Genomic DNA, 26,107 nt, shown 5'->3' on the forward strand with positions numbered 1-26,107 from the left:
AACTTCCATCGGGCCAGTCATCCGGAAGATTATCGATATCTCCACTGGCCGCCAGCCTGCGCCACGGGAAGGGACACGGTCACTTGCCCGGATAGTCACCGACTGCCACATCATCGAGGAAAGCACTCCAGAAACCGTTCGGATCCTCCGTGGAGGTCGAATCAAGGCGTTGGAGTTCGAAGCGGAGCCGATCTGCTGCCGCTTCAGATACATCCAGATCCCTATCGATCCCATACAGCGGGAGCATTCCATTCAGCATGACCAAGGAATCAACAAAGGCGGCGATGTCTCGATTTATAACCAGAGGTGCCGCCGGGCTCCATGAGGCCAAGAGAAGCACCTGCCCGGTGTCTGAATCGATGCAGATTTCATCGTCTTCACGAGAATAGCCGATGGTGACGCCGTTGACGCTATACCCGAGATCCGCACATGACGGAACAAGCAGCCCGTCAACTGCGCGAAAGATAGTGAGAACAGCCCGCGGAACCCCATGATCTTCCAAAAAGCGCCGCACCTCAGGCGCCACCACTGACGGCACGCCGTCAGGATACTTAGAGAACTCAAGGTGCGGTGCCACAAACATCACGGCCTTTCTTATCCGAAGATCGATTTAATTACCCCGCGCAGGGCAGTCCTTGCCGCTGGCCTACTAGCCGGATCCGCGAACGGGATTGAATAGGTCAACTGCACGTCGGCAGGGAGCGAAGGAAGAACAGCGCGCTTCCCGCCGGGCCCTTGACACCTTGGGCACATTCCGTACTCGGTATACATTTCGGCAATGTTGCTTCCGCCTCCTGCTTTTTGCACAAGGTACTCTTCAGCGTGACCCGCATCATCAGAATGAGCCGTGATGATGTCTCCATTTCGGAGTCTCGCCGCTCCGTACAAATTTCCTCGGTTATTGTCAAGCAGTCGCTGAAACACCGTAGCGCGACTCAGTTCAGTCGAACCGTGCTCGACTTGTTGTCCTACGTCTCCGCAGTTGTGAACGAGTACCGGCGTAGCCCCAGCCAGCACATAGTACGTGTGGACATCGGAAACGGTCAGGTTATGGACCGTCGCGTCCTGCGACGTCCAGCGTTCGACCGCGCCGATCTGGACCCACGTGCCCGCGCTCGTCTGGAGCCACTGGCCCGGCTGCAGGTCCGTCGCGTCGAGCCACTTGCCCAGTTCCGGGACCCAGAAGGGGTGGCCGTCGGTCGCGGTGATGTCGGCCGTCTTGGTGCCGGCCGCGCCGTCGACGTCGATCGTGACCTTGACCAGGTGCTTGAGGCCCTGGCCCTTGATCTCCGCCGTGACTGTCTCGATGCGGGTCTCGCCCGTCTTCGGGTCGGTCGCGACGACCTTGTCGCCGGTCTTGACCTGCTCGATCGGCTTGGTGGAGCCGTCGGCCATCAGGACGTTCGTGCCGGGCACGAAGCTGTTGCTCGCGGTCTTGCAGGAGCCACCGGACGAGCCGCCGTTGCTGCGGGACGAGCCGCCCGAGTTGCCGCCGGCCTTCGACGTGCTGACCTTGCCGCCGCCTCCGCCGCCGCCCTTGCCCTTGCCGGAACCGGCCGCGGACGAGGACTTCGGGGCCGCCTTGGCCTGGGCCTGCTTCTGGACCGGGTTACCGGTCTTCTTGGATTCGTTGACCGCCTTGTTACTTGTGGTGTTGACCTTCTCCGGCGGCTTCTTCTTGGCCGCTTGCGCGGCCTTCTTGGCCTTCTCGATCGCCGCCTTCTTGGCGTTGAGCGCCGCCGCCTCGGCCGCCCTCGCGGTCTTGAGGACGATCTCAGCCGCCTTCTTCGCTGCCCTGAAGGCCTGGATCGCTCCGATCGTGCGGTCGATGGCCCTGATGACGCCCGGAATCTTGAAAGCCTTCGACCACGGGATCAGGTCGAAGATGAAGCTTCCACAGCCCCAAAGGTCACCACCGAAGCAGGCCACGGCGTCATCCAGCGAGGGGATGAACTCGCTCAGGACAGCCCAGGCAGCGGCCAGGATCACCGAACTCAGCGACTTGCCCATCGTCGCCTGGGCCTGTGCGACCTCAGCAGCCGAAAGGCCCGCGCCCGCCAACGCCGCCGCCCGCTCCGACGCCGTCAGGCTGATCGCCAGCCCCGTCGGATCAGAGTGCGTCACCGGGTTGTTGTGCGCGTACGCGTACCCGTTGGACTGCAGCGGGTCGTTCAGGTCGAGCACCGGGTCGACGGACAGGAAGCGGCCGACCACCGGGTCGTACAGACGGGCGCCGAGCGGCGTGTAGCCGGACGCCGATTCCTCGGTCTTGCCCAGGAAACCCTTGTGCGTCTCAATGCTGGCCGACGCCTTGTCGATGCCCCGGCTGTTGCCGAACGGGTCCTGCTTGCGGATCAGTACCGGCTGCTTGTCGAAGAGCCCGACCTCCGCGTACGGAGTTCCCTGGTGGTCCATCGTCACGGCGCGGAGCCTTGACCCGCCGGTGCCGTACGCGACGCGCACCACCGCACCACCCGGGGCGGCGTAGGTGCGCTGAGTGCTGACGAGGACCCCGCCGCGCTGGGCGATCACCTCGGCCTCGCCCAGGTGGAGCGTGGCCTGCTTGCCCGTGATGGTCAGCAGTCGACCGCCATCGGGGCCGTAGATGTGACGGGTGTCGTTCTGCGCCGCCCACAGCTGGGCCGCGGCGGTGCCGCTGCAGGTCGCGAGCACGACCGGCGTGCTGTTGGCGCTGAGCCCGTCCTTGACGGCCAGGCACAGACCGGACGCGACGTGCGTCAGCTGTCCGGACGCGTTACGGCGCAGCTCCTGCGCGGGCAGACCGTCACACTTCTGGACCTGCACCTCCGAGCCGGCCGTGTTCGCCACCGGCCGGACACACCAGGTTTCCTGCACCGACAGGGTGCCCACGTTCGGGTCGGGCTGAGCCCCCTCCCTCGGAGCGGGCTTGGGGGTGAACCGGAAGTTCTGCGCCCCCGAGGCGTTGCAGACGTACAGCTGGATGGCCTGCCCGGCCGCGGCGCGCCCGGACCTGAGGTCCAGGCACTTGTCCGCGAGCCCGACGTACGGCGTCTTGCCGCCGCTGCCCTGGCCCGTGATCCGGTCGATCTGACCGTCATGCGTCCAGGACAGCTCCTGCTTGTCGCCGTTCTCGATCGAGGTGACCGTCTTGGTCTCGCCGGTCACCTCGTACAGACGCGTGGCCTCCGCCTTCACGGCGGCACCGGCCGGCGTCGTGTACGTCTTCGACACCTTGGTCAGCGTGCTCGGCTGGCTGCCGTCCGCCTTGCCGTAGGTGTACGTCGTCTCGGCGTCCTTGGCCGTGACGCCGCCGAGGTCCTTCTCGGTCAGCTTGGTGCGGTTGCCGAGCAGGTCGTACTCGTACTCCTGCCAGTACCCGGAACCGTCCGTGCCCGCGACGGCGTTGATCGTGCCGTCGGTGTTCTTCGGGCCGGCGGAACACGAAGTCGCACCCTTGTCGGTCCACGCCTGCTTCAGCTGGCCCAGCGGGTCGTACGAGAAGCACTGGCGCTCGTCGATCCCGGTGGAGTGCTCCTTGATCCCGGTGACGTTGCCCGCCGGGTCGTAGGTGTACGAGCGGTGCGAGACCAGGTTGCCGCCGACCAGGGACGTGTCCCCGGTGTTCTCGCGGTAGGCGTACTGGTCCTTCAGCTCACCGCTGGCCTCGTCGAAGGTGTTCTGCGTCCACACCCGGTACGGCTGCGCGCCCAGGGTCGAGCGCATGACCTGGCCGTACGGCGAGTAGACCGTCTCCGAGCCGTACCAGTCCTTGCCGGAGATCGAGAGCGGCAGGCCGTCCTTGTTGTAGCGGACGACGAGCTTCTCGGCGGCGAGAGAGCCGACCGCGGGGAGCGAGGCCTCTTCCAGCTGTCCGGTGTCGGAGTACTGGTAGCCGTACGTGTACGAGCTCTGCAGACCCCAGGTGTCGGCGATCGACTGAGGCAGGCTCAGCGTCGTCGAGGTCGGCTGGTACTCCTGGTTGTAGCCGTTGACCTGCTGCTTGTACGGCAGTCCGTCGGTGTAGCGGGTGACGGTGGCCGGCAGGCCCTTGGCGCCCGCGACCGTGTCGTACGTGAACTCCGACAGGAGCGTGCCGTCGGAGCCGCCCAGCTTCTGCTGGACCGGCCGGGACAGCTCGTCGTAGCCGTTCCAGACGGTCTTGCCGCGTGCGTTGGTGACGGTCACCGGCCGGTCGCGGTGGTCGTACTTCGTGCTGCTGGTGCCCGAGTTCGGGTCGGTGGACGAGTCCATCCGGCCGCGGTGGTCATAGGTCCAGGAGTACGTGTGCCGCTCGTCGGCGGCGTTCACCGCCTTCACCAGCTGGCCGCGGCTGTCGTACTCGTACTTCATCGACGTGAACCCGCCGGGAGCCGCCGGGTTGAAGGTGTCCACGCGGGACGTGCGGCCCAGCGCGTCGGTGAAGATCCTGTACGAGGCCGCACCCTGCGGGTTGATGACCTTCGACCAGTCCTGGCCGTACTCGTAGCGGGTCGCCCGCTCCGGGAACGCCTTCGACGTGGCTCCCTCGGACCCCGGCGCCTCGTACTTGAGCCAGGGGGTCTCCTGCACCACACGGCCCAGGCCGTCGTACGTGTACTTCGTGGTGTTGGGGACGGCCGTGTCGGCGTCCGGGGTGAACAGCTCGCCCGGCTTGGCCTTGTGCGTGAGGTAGGCGTTGTTGGTCTGGTAGACCTCACCCGCGCTGTTGTACAGCGTGTCGGTGATCAGGTGACCGCGACCACCGGTCGCCTCCTCCTGCGTCTGCCGCTCCCGGCCGAGGCCGTCGTAGATGGTGACGGACGTCTCGATCCGGTCCTTCTGACCGCGTGCGTACGTGGTGACGTACGGAGGCTTACGGATCATGTGATCCGGGTCGTCCGGGTGGGGCTCCTCCTTGGGGATGGTGTAAACGGCCCTGAAGTCCGGCACAGCCGTCGGCGTACGGCCCGGCCCCCACGCCTTGGAGAGCCGGCCCAGCGGGTCGTACTCCGCCTGACTGACGCGGCCGTTGACGTCCGTGGTCTTGACGCCCACGGACCGGCCCGGCTCCAGCTCCTGGATCTGCTCGTGACCGAGGGAGTTGCGCTCGGTCACCTTGAAGACCTGGCCGGTGGGCGGGTCGTAGGTGATCGTGGAGGACTTCTGGTCCGGGTCGGTCTTCCGGATGACGCGGCCGATGCCGTCGAAGCCGGTCGTGCCGTTGGTCTGGAACCCGGTGCCCTCGCCGTTCAGCGACCAGGACTCGGTGGCCAGGCCGCGCGTGGTGCCGGCGAGCGCCGCACCGTAGGCGGCACCGTCGTACGCCGTGCGCGTGCCGCCGCTCAGGGACTTCAGATCGCCGAAGTCGGCGTTCCCGCACAGAGTGGGCGAGGTCAGAGCCTGCTTGGTGAGACCGATGATGTTCTTGTCGATCTCGTGCACGTACTCGAGCTTCGAGCAGCTCTCGTCACCGGTCTTGCCGGTGTCACCCAGGAACTCGACCAGAGCGGGCAGGCCGTAGGTCGGCTCGTACATCGTCTTCGTCTCGACGATCCGCTCGGTGCGCTTGTCGTCACCCGTACCGGAGGACTTGGTGTACGACAGGGTCCGGGGCTCGGTGACACGCCAGGCCTTGAGGTCGCTCAGGCCGTCGTCACGGTCTCGCTTGGCGAGTTCGGTGGCGTCGGGAACGGTGATGGAGCGGGTCAGCCAGTCCGTGTCCGCGTCGCCGCTGCCGGAGTAGGTGAGCTCCTCGGCGATACGGCCGGCGAAGGGCTCCTCGTCCTTGGCTATCTCCTGGCCGTGGATGTCCTTGACCGGGATGGTGCTGCCCATGCCGCGGAAGTAGCGGACCACGGACTTGGTCTTGGGGTTGTTCGTGGCCGGGGAGTCCCCCGAACCCTCACCGTTGTCGGTGACGTTCCGGTCCACGCCGGTGATCGTGGTGGTCTGCTCGACCCCTGCGAACTGGGAGTACGTCCGCGTCGACTTCTTGGTGAACTCCGCCTCGGCGAGCCGCCAGCCGGGGTTCTTGTACGCGTACTGCGTCGTGGTCGCGTACGAGTCGGTGACGTTGGGAAGTTCCTCGATGGTGTCGACGACGTACTTGTGGAACCAGTCGATGTCCTCGACCTCGGGGTCCGGGTGCCAGAACGCCGGGTAGCAGAGCCGGTTGTTGGCCTTGAGCGCGGCCGTGTCGTTCTTGCCGGGCAGTCCGGTGCCGGTGGCGCAGTCGCCGGCCGGCTTCTTGTAGGTGACGACGGTCTCGCCGCCGTACTCGTTGATGACACGCGAGATCCGGAGCCGGGAGAAGCCGGGGGCCGCGTCGTCCTTGACGCGGTTGGGCATGTCCTCCGGGTTGTGCTCGAAACGCACCGCGTTGAGCGGCGTCTTCTCGCCGGTGTCTCCCTGCGGCCCGAAGCCGGTGCGCTGGATCGACTCCAGCCACAGGGCGGTGTTGGTACCCGTCCTGTGGATGGGGAAGTTCTGGTGAAGCGTGTAGGCGTCGACTTCCTGGCGGGCGGTCGTGCCCTGCTGGCGCTGGGACTCCGTCGTGATCGATGCCAGGCGCTTCCGGGACCAGAAGGTCGGGCCCGCGTTCCAGCAGGGCTTGGCCTTACGGCAGTTCAGGTCGGCCGGAGTGTCGTACCAGATCCGGTAGGCACCCGGGTCCTTCGAGGTGAAGTTGGCCTCGGAGCAGGTGAGGGATCCCTCGGTCTTGCACCGCTCGTCGACGGCGAACGTGACCCTGGCCGGGGCCTCGGCGGTGAAGATGCCGTCCTTGCGCTGGCCGTAGTCGATGTGCGACAGGTAGCCGTCACGGTGGTACTGGACCGGGGTGTTCCACTGGAAGTTGCGCGCGTAGTAGTTCGTGTCGCGCTGCCACCACAGGGACATGACGTTGCCGTGGACGTCCTCGACGTAGTCCAGGTTCCAGCGCCAGGCCTGGTCGCAGACGGACTTCGGCCAGTCGCCGGCCTTGTAGCAGGGCTCACCCGGGTGGTTGCCGTACACAGGAACCGCGAGGACGGAGTTCGTGTAGTCCTTGCCGTCGGTCCAGCCCGGCAGCTTGTTCATGCCGAAGTGGTACTTGGTGCCGTCCTTGGTGGTGACGACCCAGTACTCACCGTCCTGGTCCTTGATGTTCCCGTCGCCGGTGCGCGGGTCCCGGGAGGTGTCCTTCTTCAGCTCGATCGTGGAACCGTCACCGTTGGCGGTGAACCACTTCTCCTTCGTGGCGTCCCACACCAGCTCGGTGGTCGTGCCACCGAGCGAGAGGGTGGCGTTCTCCGAGCCGTAGCAGAGGTCCGCGGTGCGGTGCGTGGGGTTGTTGGACCCGGGCTTCTTCGAGTCCTGGCGGCATCCGGCGTACGTACGGGTGATGGAGCCGGGGTTGTAGTCCCAGCCGTCACCGATCCACGAGGCCTGGTTGTTCGTTCCCGAGGTGCGGCCGTCGACGGACTGCGAGGAGTACGAGAGGGCGACCTTCGGCATCAGGCCGCCGGCCGTCTCCGGGGTCTGCACCTGGTACGCGTACGTGAAGGCGCCCGACGAGGCGCCCGCCGACCAGGAGCCGGAGGACAGCAGCGGCGAGGCCGTGAAGTCGCCGGACCGGGAGGCGCCGGTGTCACCGACGGCGACGGTGGAGCTGCCCGAGGCGCTGACCACGGGAAGCGCGGCGGTGCGGACGGAGGCACCGGTGGGGGCGGAGGCGCCGGTGGGTGCGGGGGCGGCCTCGCCGCCCATCAGCTTGCCCACGGACACGGTGCCGGTGACGATCTGACGCTGCGGAGCGTTCTTCGCGACCCTGCTGCCGGTCGGAGCCTCCGACGCGGGCACCGTCTCCACCGAACTGGACAGCTGCTCGAACGAGTCCGAGCCGTCGCCGCCCGACATCGGCTCCGTACCGCCGCCACCGTCCGCGCAGTCGCCGGTCGTGGGCGCCGAGAAGACGCAGTCGGGCACGACCATGATGCCGAAGCGCTCGGATGCCCGGGGCCCGTAGAGGTCCTCGAAGCCGGCGGTGTCCACGCTGAGCGTGATCTCACCGTTCGGATCGGCGTCCGCCGGCGGCGTGATCTGCATGACCAGACCTGCCAGCCCGGCCTCCTGGGACGTCGACTGGGGCGCCAGATCGACCTTCCACTGACCGTCCACGTCCGTCGGCAGCGTGCCTTCGGCGACTCCGATCCCGACGGGCAGGCCGTTGCTGACCGGTACCGACTCTCCGGCAGGTGCGGTCGCCGGGTCGGCCGTACCGGCGCCCGACTGCCAGGGAGTGAGGGCGGTCGGAACATAGGGTTCGACCGGATCGACCTTGGCCGTGGACAGTTCCTTCGGCGCCGTGACATCCCCGTCGAGCGGCGCGTCCGGGGGCAGTTCGGGCAGCTTGACCTGCGCCGCGTCCTCCTCGCGGCTCATGCCGGGACCCGGTGCCGCCCACGCCTGCGCGCTCAGGCTCGTCACCGACAAGGTCGAGGACAACAGAAGGACGATCGCCGTGCGGCCGAGCCGCCGACGTCGTCGTTGTGACTCTGTCATGGCTGGGCGTCCCCGCCCCAGCCATGACAGCGGACCTGAAGCACGCATACGCGCCGACTCCCACTGAGGCAACCCAGACAAAAACCGATGAGGTGCGGAAACACCAAAGGGCGCACGCCTGCTCCAGGCGCACGCGTGTGCACCCTCTGTCATGAACGCCGCGCGATTCAAGATCAGGCAAAGCCACGGAACGTAAGGCGCGTGAGCTGCGCCACCACCTATAACCGCGCGAATTCCACCACCGGTGATCCTTTAGACGGATTGCCCTATTTGCCAAATATTGCTCCTCCCGGGTCACCAAAAAGCCTCACAGCAAGCAGAAATGGTCACTCAACGCGCAACCTCCGTCACAACATCACAACTTCACAACTTCCTTATCTGTGGACAGACCGTGAAAGCCATGTGATCGTTTGCGCGCCTGTGCCCCGCGGTCCGCCGTCCGGGGCTGTCTGTGCTGTCCCCATTCCGCTTGGTCCCTACGGGAGTAGACCGCCGTGACCGCGCCCCGCCTGCTCAGCCCCTTCGTGCGCACGCGCACCAGGCTGGCCTGCACCCTCGGCCTCGTTCTGGCCGCACTCACCGCTGCCCTGTTGCCCTGGTGGCAACCCGAAGCGCCCCCAACGGCCCAGCGGAACCAAGGGACCGAGGCGAAGCCCGCCTCGACTCCCCTGCGCGACGAGCAGGCCGCCATGGCCCAGGCGCGACGCACGGGGAAGCAGGTGCTCGTCGAGACGGCGACCACCGCGACCGAGCTGACCTGGGCCCTGCCGAACGGCCGGCTCCGCTCACAGATCCACGCCCTCCCGCAGCGGGCGAAGAACGCCCAGGGCCACTGGGCACCCATCGACAACACGCTCAAGCGGACCGGGAAGGCTCCGCGCGGGCTCGGCGTCCGGCCCGTGAACGTGCCTCTTCCGGTGCGGTTCTCCAGCGGCGACGCCGAGACCTCCCGCGCCGACCGCTCGTACGCCCGGGCGCCGCAGCCCGGTGACACCGTGCTCGCCGAGATGGACATCGACGGCCACACCGTCGCGTACACCTGGCCCGGCGCCCTGCCCGAGCCCGTCCTCGACGGAGCCCGCGCGCTCTACCCCGAAGTCCTCCCGGGCGTCGACCTGCTCCTGGTCGCGCGCGAGGAGGGCGGCTTCGCCCAGCTGCTCATCGTCAAGACACGTGAGGCCGCACAGCAGGCGGCGCTCAAGGACGTGACGTACGGACTGCGTTCGGACACGGCCGTGTTCAAGTACGTCGAGGCCGGCACACGCGTGCAGATCCTGGACAAGTCGGGCAAGGAGATCGGGAATCTCCCCACCCCGTTCGCGTGGGACTCCAACGGACGCGAACCCGGCAACCCCGATTTCGCGCTCCGCACCTCGGTCGCCACCTCCGCGGACGTGCTGAAGCTGTCGGGTCTGAGCGGCATCGAACCCGGAGCCAAGCAGGCTCCGGTGCCCGTCAGGCTGGACGGCGAAGGCACAGGCGACGCCCGCCTGCAACTTCAGGCCGCCTCCACAGGCCTGTTCACGGACGAGAAGACCCGCTTCCCCGTGTTCGTCGACCCGCCGATGAACACCGCCTGGCAGGCTTGGACGACCGCCTACCGTCCCTACCCCAACACCAGCTTCCACAACGGCACCAACTTCAGCTCCGGCACCTCGGACGCCCGCGTGGGGTACGAGAGCCTGACCGGCGGCCTGGGCCGCTCCTTCTGGCGCATGGAATTCACCAAGATCACGGGCGCAACGGTCTATTCCGCCTCGTTCAAGGTTTTGAACAACCACGCCTGGTCGTGCGATCCCATGGAGTACAAGTTCTATCTCACGGGCTCCATCTCCACCGGCACGACATGGAACGCCCAACCGGCCTGGGCCGACTACCTGCAAGGGAAGTCCTTCGCCCACGGCAACTACACCTACGGCTGCGCGGATGGGTGGGAGGCGTTCAACAACACCAACGTCAAGGCCGCCGCGCAGAAGGCCGCCACCGCGGGATGGACGAACCTCACCTTCGGCCTGCGCGCCACCAACGAGGGCAGCACCCACTCCTGGCGCAAGTTCCGCGCGACCTCCGCCGCGTTCGAGGCTGAGTACAACCGCAATCCGTCGGAACCGACGGGCGGCACCAGTACACCCGGTGGAGCGTGCGTGCAGTCACCAGCCTCCCGGACCATCGCGAAGTCGAGCATGACCCTGACGGCGAACGCGAAAGACCTCGACAAGGACCTCAAACAGCTCCGCTTCCGTGTCACGAAGGTCGGGGAGCCCTACAAGGACTATGTCCAGACCACCAACTCCAACGGCACCGCCTCCGTGATCGTCCCCAACCTGGTACACGGAGCCACGTACACCTGGGTCGTCCAGGCGGAGGACACCGCAACTCCGACCGGCCGGTCCAGCTGGTTCCCCCTCGGCGACAAGTCCTGCCAAGTCACCATCGACACCACCGGGCCCCCGGCCCCCGACGTGACGAGCACCGACTTCCCGGAGGCCACCCCGGACGGCCAGACCTGGGCCAAGGTCAAGTTCGGTGGCACGGGCGCCATCACCTTCGAGTCCACAGGAGCCGCGAAGTTCCGGTACAGCTTCGAGGGGGTTGGTTCCACCGACGTCGTCGCGACCAGCGGCAAGGCCACCGTTCCCACTCTGGCCCCTCCTCACGCCGGTCCGAACGGGCTGCAGGTCTGGGCCATGGACCCTGCGGGCAATCTCAGCGCGCGAGCGGACTACTCCTTCTACGTCCGGCCCCGCGACACGGGCGACGGCCCCGGTGACGTCGGCGGCGACGGCATCGTCGACCTCCTGATCATCAACGCGGCCGGACAGCTGGAGTCTCTTTCCGGCGGCCCGGACGGGGAGCTGTACCAGGGCATGCCCGGTTCGTACCTGCTCAAGGAGGACCCGGACGACCCGGAGAAGCTCAAGGCGGAGGACCCACCGCTCGGCTACTGGTACGACCCCGCCACCGGCAAGGCAGCGCTGATCTCCCACTACCAGGACTCCTACCCCGGCGACGGGAGCACCGACCTCTTCTCCGTAGCCCCGAACGGGACCTTCTGGCTCTACCCCGGCGACGGCTACGGCACCTTCAATGTCGAGGACAGGATCGACATCCGGCTACCGTCGGGCACCCCCGCACCGTCGACGTGGACCCAGTTCAAGGCCGTTGGCGACATCACCGGCGACAAGCTGCCCGACGTGATCGTGCGTGCCGGCGCCGACTTCTGGACCCTGTCCGGCTACACGGGGGCCACGTTCCAGACGGCCACTCGAATGAGCGGCGAAAGCTGGACCAGCCGGGACATCGTCAACCTCGCCGACATCGACAAGGACTCGACCCCCGACCTGCTGTGGCGCGACGTGAGCACCGGCGTCATGTACATCCGCCACGGCAAGCCCGGTGCCGTCGCGGGCAGCGTGGACCTCAACTCGCTGATGACCTCGGCGAAGTCCCGCCAGGGTGACGTCCAGTACGGCGTAGCCTGGACGGGGACCAACGTCTCGATCGCCCTGGGCATCCCCGATGTCAACAACGACCAGGTCCCGGACATCTGGACCCGGGTCGGGGCGAGCGGAAACGTGAACATTTACCACCCGTCCACGACGAACACCAACGCCGCGGTCGAGACGGTCCTCGGGGTCGACTGGCGGAACGTCAAGGCGTTCGGCTAGAGACGCGTTCGGCTGGAGACGCAGGCAGACGGCGAGGCGCGCCCACCATCCCGGTGGGCGCGCCTCGCCGTTTGCCGAGAACCGTCCTAGCCGCAGTACACATCCCCCGCCGGCCGCTCCCCCGCCGTCAGGAACGTCGTCACGGCCGCGTTCCCGCACGCGTTGCCGTTGCCCAGGTACATCCCGTGGCCGCCCTGGCCGACGGTGACCAGGCGGACTCGGGCGCCCAGGGCCTCGCGCATCTTCAGGCCGCTCGTGTACGGGGTGGACGGGTCGCGGAGGCTCTGGATCATGAGGATGTTGGAGGGGCCCCGGTCGGTGATCCGGGTCGGCTTCTCGGCCGGGGACTTCCAGAAGGAGCAGGGGGTCATGTTGACCGGCATGCCCGCCGTCAGCGGGTGGCGGGCGCGGTCGACGGCGACGGCGCGCTCGTGCGCGCGGACCGATCGGGGCCACTTCACGTCGTTGCAGATCACGGCGACGCTGAGCGCCGCGTCCGAGTCCGGCATCGCGGCGGAGGACTGTGCGGGGAGAACGGGGATGCTCTTCGGGTCCTGGGCCGACCTGACCAGTTCCGCGAAGGACGCGAACGCGGTGTCGGAGTAGAGGGCGTTCTGCAGGGCCTGCCGGAGAATGTTCCCCGTCAGCGGGACGCCCGGCGTCGTCGACTCCTTCGGCTCGTGGTCCAGGCGGGTCGCGAGGTCGAGTATCAACGGGCGTACGTCCGAGGGGTGCTCGGCCAGGCGCAGCTCCGCTCGCGCCGGGTCGGCCGCCCACTTAGCGAAGTCCGGGAAGCGGTCCTCCGCACCCTTCGCCATGTCCGCCAGCCAGCCCCGCGCGACCCGCTCCGGGTTCGGGTCGGCGCTGCTGTCCAGGACCCAACGGTCCGTGCGGTGCGGGTACTTCGTCGCGTACACCGCTCCTACGTACGTCCCGTACGACACCCCCCACGCCGAGAGCTTCTCCTCCCCGAGCGCCTGCCGGAACCGGTCCAGGTCCCGCGCCTGGTTCGCCGTGGTGAAGCTGCGCAGCCGCTCACCGCCGTTGGCCAGGCAGGCTTCGGCGGTTCGCCGGGACCGCGCGACGTTCTCGTCGATCGACCCGTCCGCGGCCGGCCACGACCGCAGGGTCACCATCCGCCGGTCCTCCGGGTCCAGCCCGCAGTTCGCCGTCGAACTCCCGCCGACCCCACGCGGGTCGAAGGCAACGAGGTCGTACGCCCCGCCCAGCTCCGCCCCCAGCGCCGCACCCTTCTGCGACAGCCGCTGCACCCCGGAACTTCCGGGCCCTCCCGGGATCACGACCAGCGTCCCGCGCCGCGCTTCGGGCCGCTCGCTGCGGATCCGAGAGACGGCCAGGGAGAGCTGCGGCCCGGCCGGCTTGGCGTAGTCCTGCGGTACGGAGAGCGTGGCGCACTCCTGGCCGAGGCCGGCGGGCCCGCACGGCTTCCAGGAGAGGCCGCCGGGCAGCGCGGATGCCGAGGCGGTGGCGCCGGGGGCCACGGTGAGGGTGGCCGCGACGGCGGCGGCCGAGAGGGCGAGAACCAGGCTGGTACGTCCGTAAGTCGTCATGGGTGCAGCCTCTTCGATCAGGCGCGCATGCCCCATCCGGCCGGCAGGCGGACCGGAGGTGGGGTCAACCCCACCTGTCAGCTGGGGACTTCAGGGCAGTCGCCCGTCACGGTTGATCGCCCGCACCCGTGCCCGGAGCACGTCCCCGGGCGGTGCGGGGCTGAGCAGCTCGGCCGGACAGTCCCACTCCCGCCCGCCACCGGGCGGCCTCAGCTGCACCCAGGGCCCCACGCAGCCCATGACCAGCCCGATCCGTCCGTCACGGGCGTCCACGACGTACGTCCCGACGTACGCCCCGACGTTCACCGGCGGACCTCATTCAGGACGGCCGCGAGCCGCAAGGCGGTGTCGGTTTCGACTACACCGAGTGCCCGGACGGAGAAGACTGGGGAACGAGCGGCTCGTACGTCGGCCAGATGGAGGCGGGTACGAGACGGATCCGACCGGAGATCGCGTCGCAACTGGACGAGGTGTTGGGGACGGGTGGGTTCTTCGCCCGGAACTGCCGCGCGGCGAACAAGTCGAAGTATCCGGACCACTTCGCGGAGGCGGCGGAGGCGGAAGCGGTGGCGGAGGCCATCAAGGAGTTCGCTCCGCTGCTGATCCCGGGACTGATGCAGACACCGGGGTACGCGAGGGAGGTCTTCCGCGCGTACCAGCCGACGGCCCTGGACGAGACGATCGACGAATTGGTCGCGGCAAGGCTGGACCGTGGCCGCCTGCTGGACGACCCAACAAAGCCGTTGTTGTGGGTGGTGTTGGGCGAGGCGGTACTGAGACAGGAGGTGGGCGGCCCGGCGGTGATGGCGGAGGCGTTACGGCACGTGGTGGGCCTGGCGAGGAAGCACCGGGTGATCGTGCAGGTGCTGCCGTTCGGTGCGGGGGCGTATGGGTCGATGGGCGGTGGGCTGAAGCTGATGTCCTTCGAGGACGCCCCGCCACTGGTCTACCTGGAGGGCCATGGAACAGGTCAACTGGAGGACGACCCGGCCACGGTCACACGCCACACACTCACCTACGATCTGCTCGGGGCCGCCGCGCTACCACCTCGTGAATCCCTGGCCCTGATCGAATCCGTGGCGGAGGATTACGCCCATGAAGATCAACAGTCCTGAGTTCGACCTGAGTGCAGCGGTCTGGTTCAAATCCAGCTTCAGCGACGGCAGCGGCGGAAACTGCGTCGAGGTCGCCACCTGGCGCAAGTCCTCGTACAGCGGTGGCGACGGCGGCGACTGTCTGGAGGTCTCCGACGACCACCCCGGCGTCGTCCCCGTCCGTGACTCCAAGAACCCCGGCGGCCCGAAGCTCGTGTTTCGGACGGCTGCCTGGGCCAGGTTCATCGAGGGCGTCGCAGAACGGCACTGAACGAAGCACGCGCGTCGGGGGCCAACCGGCACGCGCATACTGAGCGCGCGCCCCCGGTTGGTCTCCGCCGACCCTGGTGCTGACCACCCCCGCGAGCCTCTGGCGGGGCCACGCGGGCAGGCCGGGCATCGCTCCGGCGGCAGGGCGGGCTGCGGCCCGGGTGGGGTGGGGGCCGGGTGGGGTGGGGGCCGGGTGGGGTGGGGGCCGGGTATCGCTCCGGTGGGACGGGCCCCTCGCGCCCGGTGGGTGGGGGCTCGGTTCGCAGCCGAGGCGGGAGAGTCGGTGCCGGCCGGCTCGGGGTGCGCGGCAGTGGAATGGGGCGGTGACGGCACCGGCTCAGCGGCCGACGGTCGGTGTCGAGCCGGGATTCATGCCCCGCCGTTAGCCGCCCGGTGGGGGTGCGCCACACTCACGTGAACCGACCGCCCATCAGCAAGGATCACCGTGGAGACGACGGCACAGCATCCCCGGAAGCGCGCACGCGGCCTCGTGCTGGCGGCGGCACTCGTCTCGCTCGCCGAGTTGGCCGGCTGGTGGTGCAGCCAGGACGGCGGTCTGGTGCTGGTGGCGAAGCTGTTCCATCACCCGTTGCTGTTCGGCGTGCTGGTCGTGGGACTGCTGACGGCGGCCGTGTTCGTCGGGGTGCGCAGCCTGGTCGTCCGCATCCTCACCGGCATCGCGGCCGGGCTCGCGCTTGTCGCGGCGTTCCCCTTCTTCCTCTTCGCTTCCATCCCTTCGGAGACATCGGACAGAACGGCCCCCGGCCGACCCGACCGGCACCTCGTGATCGAGGAGGGGTCGGCGATGATCGACCCGCTCTGGTGGGTCTACGTCGACGAGGGCTGGGGCCCGGCCCAGCGCCGCTGGAAGGTGGGTTACTTCAACGGCGACGCCTTCACCGACGGCCTGCACGAAGCCTCTTGGACGGGCCCCAACCAGATACGCCTGGTCACCGGGGACTCGACCGAGTCTCAGGTCCATCTCATCGACGTCGACCCCGAGACCGGCAAGCCTCTGCGCACCCTGACGATGGGCTAGCCGCCAGACGTCCCCAACTGCCCCCAACTCCGCCCCCAGGTGCCGAATCAGCACTCCGTGCCCGGAATATCCAGAGCGTTACCGCGAGTCCGCTGCACTTACTGCGACACACACCATTCCGGGAACCGCACGCCGTCCACGGGCGGCGAATAATGCGTTGACGCTCCCAGGAGGTGCCCTGTTAGCCTCAACAGGTCGTTCTGATTCGTTCTGGGCCTGTGTGCCCTAGAAAAGAGTGTTTGATGCCCCGGCCCGCGCCGAGTGCGCCTCGCCGTACCGCGTAACCGTCCGCCGCCTTTCGCTGCCCGCTTCTCCGGGTGGCTGCCGGACGTGTCCTCCGGTGCTATGACCTGCCCGTTTGCCGTTCTGCGGCATTCTCGGGCTGCCTTCTGACGAGGCCACTCGGCCTGCTCTTGCTGTCCTGATCGACTTCCAGCAAGGAGCACCCGGGTGTCCAGCAACACCACCAATACCTTCAGCCTCAACACCTTCACCTGCGCCTGGTGCGGGCTGACCGTGTCCGCGTACGCCTCCGACGGGGCGCCGCGCAACCACTGCCCGTCCTGCCTGCACTCCCGGCACGTCCTCGACCACATCGAGGGCGGCGCCAGCGACTGCGAGGGCCGGATGTCCCCGATCGCCGTCGCCGTGCTCCGCACCGGCGACTGGAGGGTGATCCACCGCTGCGTACGCTGCGACGAGCTCACCTCGAACCCCGTGTGCGCGGACGACAACCAGCTCATCTTGATGCGCATGGCCGTCCGCCCGCTGGCCCAACCACCTTTCCCGCTCGAAGCGTTCGGAACCCTCTGACCGCCCGACAGGAAAGGAGCACCACCATGCCACGCAACACGAGCAGTCGTCGGCGGCTCCGTCCGCAGCGACACAAGGACGTCCTCCACACCCAAGGAGGACACCGGGCGAACGACTTCCGGTGCACGTCCTGTCGGCTCGACGTGTCCCTGGACGCACCCGGCACCGCACATCGCAACCACTGCCCCAACTGCCTGGCCAGCCTGCACGTCGACCGGAAGATCCCCGGTGACCGCGACGCGGACTGCCGGGGGCGGATGGAGGCGCTGGGCACGTCCGTCCGCCCGGACGGCGAGTGGATGATCATCCACCAGTGCGTCTCGTGCGACGAACTCAGCGCCAACCGCATCGCCGGCGACGACAACCCGCTCGCCCTGCTCCGCCTCGCCCTCAGACCCCTCGCCGACCCGACGCACGCCGGCCGCGCCCTGCTCACCCTGTGATCCCACTCTGGCGGCCGGCGGCGCCCTTGACGCACCGCCGGAGGCCGCCACACTCGAAACGAGGGCGGCCGCACCAGAAGCCCGCGAGAACCCCATGCCAGCCACCTCAGAGGCCCGAAGCTCAAGTTCCGAGCTTCGAGCGCTGTTCTACGGAAGGGGTACGGGTCTGGTTCAACCCACCCGCCCACCCCCGCAGTTGACGCTCCGCGAGCGACTTGCCACGCAGTGTCATATGCCTCTACGGTGAGTGAACGCATACATAGAACGGCCCCCGCAAGGTGCTACCAACACCTGCGAGGGCCTCACCAACCCGATCGAGAAGAGTTCGATCCATGGCTGACGCCGAGTTTAGTGCTGCCCCCCACCCCCTCGCCAACCCCGGATACGGGAAGCGTTCCGCGCCGTACGAGCAGGCTCGTGGGGGATCGGACTTCGCGCATCTCAGGCCCCGCGAAGCCGCCATCGCCGCGTACATCGACCGGCTCGCCGACGGCAGCGACATCTCCGTGAAGACGCTGGCCAAGCACCTCCCCTACGGCCAGTGCGCGATGCGCACTGCGCTCACCCGCATCACACGGGCCGGCCATCTCCGCCGGGGCCGCGAGTGCCTCGACGGCCGCTGGATCACCCGTACGTGGTGGACCCGTACGGCCCGTGACGACGCCTGGTGGTCCGCCTTCCAGCGCGGAGACGTCCCCAAGCAGCGACCCACCCGCTCCCGCGCCTACATCCTGCTCGCCGCCCTCGGCCGAACCGACGCCGCGATGTCCCTGTCCCACACCGAATGCCACGCCCTGGCGCCCCTGGTCGAGGAGTGGTTCGCCCGGGACGCCACCGAGGACCACGTCACGCGCGCCCTCACCAGCGGCCTCCCGACCCCCGTCCACCACCCCGCGGCCCTCGCCCGCAGGCGCCTGACGACGAAGCTCCCGCCGGAGCCGATCCGCCGCGAGCGACCGCCCCTGCGCCTCCTGGAGTGCGCCAAGTGCGGCGCCCCGGCCTACACGGACCACCTCCGGGAGGGCGCGTGCGGCCCGTGCCACGGCGACGACCCCGCACCCGCACCCGCCCGCCGTCACCCCGTACTCCCCGCCGCCCGAGTCCGCGCCCACGCGGCGGCGATCCGCGCCCGCGAGGCCGCCCGCGAAGGCACGCACACATGACGGCCGGGCTCGGCCCACCTCACTCCAACTCCGCCCCCGACGCGACCACCACCCCGTACAGGTCGCCGATCGTCGCCAGCGCGCCCTGGTGCAGCTGTTCGGCGGTGACCTCGGCGACCGCCGTCCGCAACGGGCGCGTCGCGCAGGCGTCGGCGACCACGGTCGGGCGGTTCCCGCGCAGGAAGGCGCCCTCGGCGGTGAACGTCACGCACATGTGGGTCATGAACCCGGCGACGACGACGTCCTTGTGCCCGGCCGCGTCGACGAGTTCGCCCAGGTCGGTGCCGACGAAGGCGTTCGGGACCCCCTTCACCACCACCGCCTCGCCCTCGACCGGCGCGACGCTCGGGTGGATCGCGCCGATGTCGACCCGGATGTCGTACGCCGTGCCCTCACCGCCGTCGTTGACGACGTGGATCACGGTCACCCCCGCCTCGCGGGCCCGTGCGAGCAGCGCGGCGGCCGCGTCGAGCGCGGGCTGCCAGCCGTCCAGCTCCATCACACCGCGCGTGTACGTGTTCTGGTAGTCGACGAGGATCAGCGTCGCCTCGGCGAGCGACGCGGGCGTCTCGTCGAAGCCGTTCAGCTCCCGCAGTGTCGTGGACGCGGTCGCGGTCGTACCCATGGAAGTAACCCCTCGTTCGGCGTTTCTCGCTACGTCTGAAACGCTATGGCCGCCCACTCCACGTCGGCAATGTCACCCAACTTGCAGATACGGACATCAGCCCATGGCAGCGTCAGCGAGCAGCCCGATGGACCACCTCGTCGTCATCGTCCTCTTCGACGGCGTCGACCTCCTCGACGTCACCGGTCCCCCCGAGGTCTTCGCGCTCCTGCGCCGGGAGACCGAGGACGCCGCCGGCTACCGCGTCGTGCTCGCCGCCGAGACGATGGATCCCGTCACGACCTCCGCCGGGGTACGGATCCTCCCGGACCTCACGTTCGACGAGGCCGCCGGCCGGCGCATCGGCACCCTCCTCGTCCCCGGCTCCGTCGAGGTCCAGACCGACGCGGACGGGCAGCGCCGCGTGCACGCCCTCGCCGACCCGGCGGTCGTCGACCGGGTCCGTACCCTCGCCGCGCGGACCCGCCGCGTCACCTCCGTCTGCGTCGGGGCGCACATCCTCGCCGCCGCCGGGCTGCTCGACGGCAAGCGCGCCACCACCCACTGGTCGACGGCGCGCCAACTCGCCGCCGAGCACCCGCTGGTCGAGGTCGACGCCGACCCGATCTTCATCCGCGAGGGCGACGTGTGGACCGGCGCCGGAATCAGCGCGTGCCTGGACCTCTCCCTGGCCCTCGTCGCCGAGGACTTCGGCGAGACGGTGGCGCTGCGCGTCGCCCGCCAGCTCGTCATGTACCTCAAGCGTCCCAGCGGCCAGAGCCAGTTCAGCGTCCCCCTCGAACCGGTCTCCACGACCCGCCGCGTCGAGGACCTGCGCCACCACATCACCCGCCACCTCGCGGAACCCCTCACCGTCGACGACCTCGCCGCGTACGCGCACGTCAGCAGCCGTCAGCTCACCCGGATCCTCAAGGAGGAACTCGGCGTCACCCCGGGCGTCTACATCGAGTCGGCCCGCGTCGAACGAGCCCGCGCGGCCCTCGAAACGACCGACGACACGCTCGAACGCATCGCGTCGACCTGCGGCTTCGGCACGATCGACACCCTGATCCGAGCCTTCCGCCGCCGCCTCGACACCACCCCCACCGACTACCGCCGCCGTTTCCGTACCGACACCCCCTAGGGGTGCATCCGCGCCCCCTTGAGCACCTTGTCGACCGCGTTGCGCGGTCCGTACACGGCGAGGCCCACCACGTCCAACCCGTCCGTCGGGACCGCCCGTACCGCCGCGCGGTTGTCGCGGTCGTTGCCGGTGGCGAACAGGTCGGCGGTGAAGACGGCGCGCGGCAGCGAGCGGGACAGGGCGCGGCCGTGCGCGGCGGTCAGCGTCTCCTTCGTCCCCTCGAAGACGAGGACCGGCTGCCGGAACATCGGCAGGTACGGGACGCCGTCGGCGTCGGCGTACGGCTCCCCGATCACCTCGGGGAGCGTGCTGCCGAGGCCGCTGACCAGGAACGCGGTGACGTTCAGCCGCTGCCAGGTCTCCAGGTCCTCGCGCAGCAGCACGGCGATCTTGGTGTCGAAGCGTACGGGCGGATTCTCGGCGGCCGGAGCCCCGGCGGCCGGGTTCTCCTCGGCGGGTCCGGTGGTGAGGGTCTCGGTGTTCATGCTCTGAGACTGCCCGTCGCCCCCGCGCCCCTTCTTGTACGTTCTTGGCATGGTGTCGCGTCCGTCGGTGTCCGCGTGGCGCCCCGGCGTCCCGGGGGTCGTCGAGGTCTTCCACGCCCACTTCACCGAGCACGCGTACCCGATGCACGTCCACGACGCCTGGACGCTGCTGATCGTCGACGACGGCGCGGTCCGCTACGACCTGGACCGTCGCGAGCACGGCACCCCGCACGACACGGTGTCGCTGCTCCCGCCGCAGGTCCCGCACAACGGCTCGCCCGCCACCGCGCACGGCTTCCGCAAGCGGGTGCTCTACCTGGACCTGAGCCAACTGGACGAGACCTTCATCGGACCGGCCGTGGACGGGCCCGACCTCGCCGACCCCCTCCTGCGCGGGCGGGTCGCCCAGCTGCACGCGGCGCTGGCGCACCCGGGCGACGAGCTGGAGGCCGAGAGCCGCCTCGCGCTGATCGCCGAACGCCTCCGCACCCACCTGCGCCCCCGCCTCGGCACCACCCACCCGGCCCCCGCGAAGGCGGCGCCGGGCGGTGTCGCCCACACCCTGCGCGAGCTCCTCGACGCCCGGCTGCGCGACGGCGTCACCCTCGCCGAGGCTTCAGGTCACATCCACGCCCACCCCACCCACCTGGTGCGCGCCTTCACCACGGCCTTCGGCATCGCGCCGCACCAGTACGTGACGTCCCGCCGCATCAGCGAGGCCCGCCGCCTCCTCCTCGACGGCCGCCCCCTCGCCGAGGTGGCCACGGCGACGGGCTTCTACGACCAGTCGCACCTGACCCGTCACTTCCGGCGCCACATGGGCACCACCCCCGGCCACTACGCCCGTCGCCCCCTCAGAACCCACCCGCACAGCTGACGCCGCCGACCCCTCAGAACCCACCGCACAGCTGACGCCGCCGCCCCCCTCAGAACCCACCCGCACAGCTGACGCCCCCGCCCCCCTCAGAACCCACCCGCACAGCTGAAGCCGCCGTGCCCGCCGCTGTAGCCGCCCGAGCCGCTCGTCCCCGTACCGCCGCCACCCCACCGTGACGGGGAGCGCGGCGGAGGCGGGGGCGCCGTGAAGGTGCGGTAGCTCTCGTGGAACAGCTCCTGCCACCACTCCCGGAAGCCGACGCCCGCCTCCCGCCGGGCCTTCCGCAGGGCGGCGCGGTCCCACACGACGGTGCGTACGTTCAGCTCCAGGATCGCCTGCCGCAGCCCCGCGAGATCGAAGCGGCGGCCGTCCCCCGCTCCCCCCGGCGGCACCTCGGCGCCGGCGACGTCGTACCGGAAGACGTGCACCACCTGCCGCCCGCCCCCGCCCCCGTCGCTGCCGCCACCGCCGGCGGCGCCGTCGGCCTCGCCCCCGCCCTCCGTCGCCACGTAGCAGCCCCAGACCGGCCGCTCGGCGAGCCGCGCCCGCCGTACCCGCGCCTCCGCCTCCCGGCGGGCCTGCTCGCGCGCCCGCTCGGCCGCCTTCTCCTGCTCGGCCCTGACCAGGGCGCGGATCTCCTCGCCGACCGGCGCGTACGCCTCGATCGACTCCCGGAGCTTCCGCTCGTACCGCTCACGGGTCTTCTCCCAGGCGTCGAGCGCGCGTCGCGCGGCCAGCGGCCGCCACCACGGGACGGCGACGACCCGGGCGTGCGCGGCGCGGAGTTCGGCGCTGATGGCGTCCACGATCCCGACGTGCGAGACGGCCGCGTCGATCCAGCGGCGGCACTCCTCCGGGGTGCACGGGACGAGCGCGCCCGTCGCGGCGTGGGCCCGCGGGGTGCTGACGGAGAAGAAGGGCCCCTCGTGTCTCCTGGTCAGGAGGTAGACGGGGAAGTTCTCGTGGACGCGGACCATCCCGTCGATCCGCTCGACCTGGTCAGGGGCGTCCTGATGGCCCGACAGTCTCGTGTGGTTGATGAGGTACGGCACATCGGTGCGGCGCATCGGCTCCACCCCTGCGGCTCAGGCTCCCCCCAGAGTGCCCGCGCCCCTCGCCCCGCGCAATGGCCCCCGCGACACCGCCCCACCACCCCGCGCGTGTCCCCTCGCCCGGCCCCCTGCGGGGTCCCGCCCCGCCCCTACCCGGGCCCGCCCTCGCCCCCCGCCCGCACCCGCCCGTACATCACCATGTCCCGGCGTTCGCCGCCCACTTCCTGCCAGGACGCCAGCAGCCCCTCCCGTACGAAACCGGCCCGCTCCGCCGTCCTGGCCGAGGCCTCGTTCCAGGGTTCGACGAGCAACTGGAGGCGCGGGATGCCCAGTTCGCCGAGGGCCCAGGTGCTGACCGCCGTCAGCGCGGCCGCCGCCGCGCCCTCGCCCCGGCAGGAGGGGGCGATCCAGTAGCCGAGCGTCGCCCGGCCCTCCGGGAGGTCGCGCAGCCAGAGGCCGATCATGCCCGCCGGACGGGCGTCGCGGCGGCGGACGACCACGAAGGAGTAGCCCGCGCCGGTCTCCGCGCGGCCCTGCTGGCGCCGGACGAACGCCTCGCCCTCACTCTCCGAGTACACCGGCGGGACCGTGGTGGCCAGCGGGATGTACGGGTCGGTCGACGCCTCCTCCACGAGCGGCAGATCCGCCCGCTCCCACCCGCGCAGCTCGTACGATCCCGATCCCGATCCCGCGGCGAGCCGCGGCACGACCAGGCTCACATCAGCTCCAGGTACGCCGCGAGGCGGTCGTACTCCTCCTTGACCCCGGCCTCCATGCCCGTCGCCAGCGCCTGGTCCCGGATCTCCGACGACGGCCAGACCGACGTGCTCGTGAGCGCCGTGCCGCCGTCCGGCGTGTCGTCGAAGGTGAGGGTGACGTGGACCGGCGGGCCGGGCATGAGCTCGAAGACCTCGGTGTAGACGAGGCGCTCATGGGCGAGGATCTCCTCGTACGTGCCGGAGAAGACGATCTCCCGGCCGTCGGGCGCGGTCTGGCCCCAGCGCCACGCCCCGCCGACCCTGAGGTCGATGGCGCAGACGGACGTGGGCATCGCGGCCACGCCGTACCACTGGCGCACGTGCTCGGGGCGGGTCCACGCCTCCCAGAGACGGGCGGGTGGCGCGTCGAAGGTGCGGGTGATGACCAGTTCGCGGTCGGTCGGTGTCGTCAGCAGCGTGACCATGGATCGCTCCCGCCTTCCATGGGCCGGAGCGTGGTCATGGATCGCTCCCGCCGTCCGTGGGCCGCACGGCCCTGGGCCGCCTCGCGGCCCCCACCCCACCAGCATCACCCCGAACGCCCGAGGGCGGCACCCCCAGCAGGGGTGCCGCCCTCGGTCGCGTATCGCGCCGCGTACTGCTTCGCGTACTGCGGGGAACTACCGATCCCGGAGGATCAGAAGTCCATGTCACCGCCCGGCATGCCGCCCGGAGCGGCCGCGGAGGCCTTCTCCGGCTTGTCGGCGATGACGGCCTCGGTGGTGAGGAACAGCGCGGCGATGGAGGCCGCGTTCTGCAGCGCGGAACGCGTCACCTTCGCCGGGTCGATGATGCCCTCGGCGATGAGGTCGACGTACTCGTTGGTCGCGGCGTTCAGGCCGTGGCCGACGGGCAGGTTGCGGACCTTCTCCGCCACGACGCCACCCTCGAGGCCGGCGTTGACGGCGATCTGCTTCAGCGGGGCCTCGAGGGCCAGCTTGACGATCGCGGCACCGGTGGCCTCGTCGCCGGTCAGGTCGGCCTCGAGCTTCTCGAAGACGCTGGAGGCCTGGAGCAGGGCCACGCCACCACCGGCGACGATGCCCTCCTCGACGGCCGCCTTCGCGTTGCGAACGGCGTCCTCGATGCGGTGCTTGCGCTCCTTGAGCTCGACCTCGGTCGCGGCACCGGCCTTGATGACCGCAACACCGCCGGCGAGCTTCGCCAGGCGCTCCTGCAGCTTCTCGCGGTCGTAGTCGCTGTCCGAGTTCTCGATCTCGGCACGGATCTGGTTGACGCGACCGGCGACCTGGTCGCTGTCACCGGCACCGTCGACGATCGTGGTCTCGTCCTTGGTGATGACGACCTTGCGGGCGCGGCCCAGCAGGTCCAGGCCGGCGTTCTCGAGCTTGAGGCCGACCTCCTCGGAGATGACCGTGCCGCCCGTGAGGATGGCGATGTCGTTCAGCATGGCCTTGCGGCGGTCGCCGAAGCCCGGAGCCTTGACCGCGACGGACTTGAAGGTGCCGCGGATCTTGTTGACGACCAGGGTCGACAGGGCCTCGCCCTCGACGTCCTCGGCGATGATCAGCAGGGGCTTGCCCGACTGCATGACCTTCTCCAGGAGCGGGAGCAGGTCCTTCACGGAGGAGATCTTGGAGTTGACGATCAGGAGGTACGGGTCGTCCAGGGACGCCTCCATACGCTCCATGTCGGTGGCGAAGTACGCCGAGATGTAGCCCTTGTCGAAGCGCATACCCTCGGTGAGCTCCAGCTCCAGACCGAAGGTCTGGGACTCCTCGACGGTGATGACGCCTTCCTTGCCGACCTTGTCCATCGCCTCGGCGATGAGCTCGCCGATCTGGGTGTCGGCGGCGGAGATGGAGGCCGTGGAAGCGATCTGCTCCTTGGTCTCGACATCCTTCGCCTGCTCCAGCAGGGCGCCGGAGACGGCCTCGACGGCCTTCTCGATGCCGCGCTTGAGGGCCATCGGGTTGGCGCCGGCCGCCACGTTGCGCAGGCCCTCGCGGACGAGCGCCTGGGCGAGGACGGTCGCGGTGGTCGTACCGTCACCGGCGACGTCGTCCGTCTTCTTGGCGACTTCCTTGACCAGCTCGGCGCCGATCTTCTCGTACGGGTCCTCGAGCTCGATCTCCTTGGCGATGGACACACCATCGTTGGTGATCGTGGGGGCGCCCCACTTCTTCTCGAGGACGACGTTCCGGCCCTTGGGGCCAAGGGTGACCTTGACGGCGTCGGCGAGCTGGTTCATCCCGCGCTCGAGACCGCGCCGTGCCTCCTCGTCGAACGCGATGATCTTGGCCATGTGAAGTGGTCCTCCCGGACATGGGGTGGATAACGCTCCAGGACCGCGCCGATGCCCGCGACGGACGGCCTGCGAGCCCGATGGTTCCTTGCCCCACCTGGCCGCGGGCCTCATCTGCCCGATCCTCGTAAGCACTCTCACCTTCAGAGTGCTAACGCCAATGATTAGCACTCGGCATAGGAGAGTGCAAGCGCCTCTCGGTGATCGGAAGCCTGTCGCTCACACCCACCCGCGCCCGCCCGCGCGCTCCCACGCCCGCCCGCGCGCTCCCACGCCCGCCCGCGCACGCACGAGGGGTCCGCATCCTGGTCAGGATGCGGACCCCTCGGCGTGAGAACGCGTGAGTGCGTACGTGGTG

At 69.4% G+C, this 26,107-nt stretch carries 19 protein-coding genes; 9 read left to right on the top strand and 10 right to left on the bottom strand.

From position 1 onward, the window contains the following. Positions 1–79: 79 nt before the first annotated feature. Both ACIPPS_RS27780 and ACIPPS_RS27785 read right to left on the bottom strand, forming a co-directional pair. Positions 80–538, bottom strand: coding sequence for an SUKH-4 family immunity protein (locus ACIPPS_RS27780; protein ID WP_401437354.1), 459 nt, complete (start codon positions 536–538; stop codon positions 80–82). Between the two features lie 56 nt (positions 539–594). Then, positions 595–8,382: a ricin-type beta-trefoil lectin domain protein gene (locus tag ACIPPS_RS27785; protein ID WP_401437740.1), complete on the bottom strand. Its 7,788-nt coding sequence runs from the start codon at positions 8,380–8,382 to the stop codon at positions 595–597. A 614-nt stretch (positions 8,383–8,996) separates the two neighbouring features. On the opposite strand from ACIPPS_RS27785, the gene ACIPPS_RS27790 reads away from it, so the two are divergent. Then, complete coding sequence (locus tag ACIPPS_RS27790; RefSeq protein ID WP_401437357.1) at positions 8,997–12,170, top strand: hypothetical protein; 3,174 nt, start codon at positions 8,997–8,999, stop codon at positions 12,168–12,170. 86 nt (positions 12,171–12,256) lie between these two features. On the opposite strand, the gene ACIPPS_RS27795 is transcribed toward ACIPPS_RS27790, so the two are convergent. Together ACIPPS_RS27795 and ACIPPS_RS27800 are read right to left on the bottom strand one after the other, a co-directional pair. Continuing rightward, the gene (locus tag ACIPPS_RS27795) at positions 12,257–13,741 is read right to left on the bottom strand and encodes an alpha/beta hydrolase (RefSeq protein ID WP_401437360.1); all 1,485 of its coding nucleotides are present in this window, start codon (positions 13,739–13,741) and stop codon (positions 12,257–12,259) included. 90 nt (positions 13,742–13,831) lie between these two features. Further along, complete coding sequence (locus ACIPPS_RS27800; RefSeq protein WP_401437759.1) at positions 13,832–14,047, bottom strand: hypothetical protein; 216 nt, start codon at positions 14,045–14,047, stop codon at positions 13,832–13,834. An 11-nt stretch (positions 14,048–14,058) separates the two neighbouring features. Here ACIPPS_RS27800 and ACIPPS_RS27805 point away from each other — a divergent pair, with 11 nt between their 5' ends. The 6 genes from ACIPPS_RS27805 (at position 14,059) to ACIPPS_RS27830 (ending at position 18,563) form a co-directional block, all read left to right on the top strand. Beyond that, the gene (locus tag ACIPPS_RS27805; RefSeq protein WP_401437742.1) at positions 14,059–14,856 is read left to right on the top strand and encodes a DUF5753 domain-containing protein; all 798 of its coding nucleotides are present in this window, start codon (positions 14,059–14,061) and stop codon (positions 14,854–14,856) included. Further along, positions 14,837–15,106, top strand: coding sequence for a DUF397 domain-containing protein (locus tag ACIPPS_RS27810; RefSeq protein WP_401437362.1), 270 nt, complete (start codon positions 14,837–14,839; stop codon positions 15,104–15,106). The genes ACIPPS_RS27805 and ACIPPS_RS27810 overlap by 20 nt, the downstream gene beginning before the upstream one ends. Before the next feature lie 444 nt (positions 15,107–15,550). Next, entirely contained in the window at positions 15,551–16,144 is a 594-nt protein-coding gene (locus tag ACIPPS_RS27815) for a hypothetical protein (RefSeq protein WP_401437364.1), read from the top strand. A gap of 450 nt (positions 16,145–16,594) precedes the next feature. Continuing rightward, entirely contained in the window at positions 16,595–16,957 is a 363-nt protein-coding gene (locus ACIPPS_RS27820) for an RNHCP domain-containing protein (protein WP_401437366.1), read from the top strand. Between the two features lie 26 nt (positions 16,958–16,983). Beyond that, on the top strand, positions 16,984–17,400 hold the full coding sequence (locus ACIPPS_RS27825) for an RNHCP domain-containing protein (RefSeq protein ID WP_401437369.1): 417 nt from the start codon (positions 16,984–16,986) through the stop codon (positions 17,398–17,400). A gap of 332 nt (positions 17,401–17,732) precedes the next feature. Beyond that, on the top strand, positions 17,733–18,563 hold the full coding sequence (locus ACIPPS_RS27830) for a hypothetical protein (RefSeq protein WP_401437371.1): 831 nt from the start codon (positions 17,733–17,735) through the stop codon (positions 18,561–18,563). 19 nt (positions 18,564–18,582) lie between these two features. Here ACIPPS_RS27830 and ACIPPS_RS27835 read toward each other — a convergent pair whose 3' ends face one another. After that, complete coding sequence (locus ACIPPS_RS27835; RefSeq protein WP_401437373.1) at positions 18,583–19,188, bottom strand: isochorismatase family protein; 606 nt, start codon at positions 19,186–19,188, stop codon at positions 18,583–18,585. A gap of 103 nt (positions 19,189–19,291) precedes the next feature. Between ACIPPS_RS27835 and ACIPPS_RS27840 the strand changes: the two genes are divergently transcribed. After that, complete coding sequence (locus ACIPPS_RS27840) at positions 19,292–20,311, top strand: GlxA family transcriptional regulator (protein WP_401437376.1); 1,020 nt, start codon at positions 19,292–19,294, stop codon at positions 20,309–20,311. Here ACIPPS_RS27840 and ACIPPS_RS27845 read toward each other — a convergent pair. Then, positions 20,308–20,796: a DUF2000 family protein gene (locus ACIPPS_RS27845; RefSeq protein WP_401437378.1), complete on the bottom strand. Its 489-nt coding sequence runs from the start codon at positions 20,794–20,796 to the stop codon at positions 20,308–20,310. The genes ACIPPS_RS27840 and ACIPPS_RS27845 overlap by 4 nt on opposite strands. Positions 20,797–20,845: 49 nt before the next feature. On the opposite strand from ACIPPS_RS27845, the gene ACIPPS_RS27850 reads away from it, so the two are divergent. Further along, entirely contained in the window at positions 20,846–21,673 is an 828-nt protein-coding gene (locus ACIPPS_RS27850; protein ID WP_401437381.1) for an AraC family transcriptional regulator, read from the top strand. 86 nt (positions 21,674–21,759) lie between these two features. Here ACIPPS_RS27850 and ACIPPS_RS27855 read toward each other — a convergent pair whose 3' ends face one another. From ACIPPS_RS27855 to groL, 4 genes are all read right to left on the bottom strand, one after another. Next, the gene (locus ACIPPS_RS27855) at positions 21,760–22,740 is read right to left on the bottom strand and encodes a hypothetical protein (RefSeq protein WP_401437383.1); all 981 of its coding nucleotides are present in this window, start codon (positions 22,738–22,740) and stop codon (positions 21,760–21,762) included. Positions 22,741–22,874: 134 nt separating this feature from the next. Further along, a complete protein-coding gene (locus ACIPPS_RS27860) occupies positions 22,875–23,444 on the bottom strand; it encodes a GNAT family N-acetyltransferase (RefSeq protein ID WP_401437386.1) in 570 nt (189 codons plus the stop codon). After that, positions 23,441–23,908 (bottom strand): SRPBCC family protein, encoded by a 468-nt coding sequence (locus tag ACIPPS_RS27865; protein ID WP_401437389.1) that lies wholly within the window; start codon positions 23,906–23,908, stop codon positions 23,441–23,443. Before ACIPPS_RS27865 ends, ACIPPS_RS27860 begins: the two co-directional genes overlap by 4 nt. Before the next feature lie 212 nt (positions 23,909–24,120). Next, a complete protein-coding gene (groL, locus tag ACIPPS_RS27870; RefSeq protein WP_401437392.1) occupies positions 24,121–25,749 on the bottom strand; it encodes a chaperonin GroEL in 1,629 nt (542 codons plus the stop codon). Positions 25,750–26,107 lie beyond the last annotated feature (358 nt).

This window comes from Streptomyces sp. NPDC090127, from assembly GCF_044746945.1.
In the GTDB taxonomy this organism is placed as follows: Bacteria; Actinomycetota; Actinomycetes; order Streptomycetales; family Streptomycetaceae; genus Streptomyces.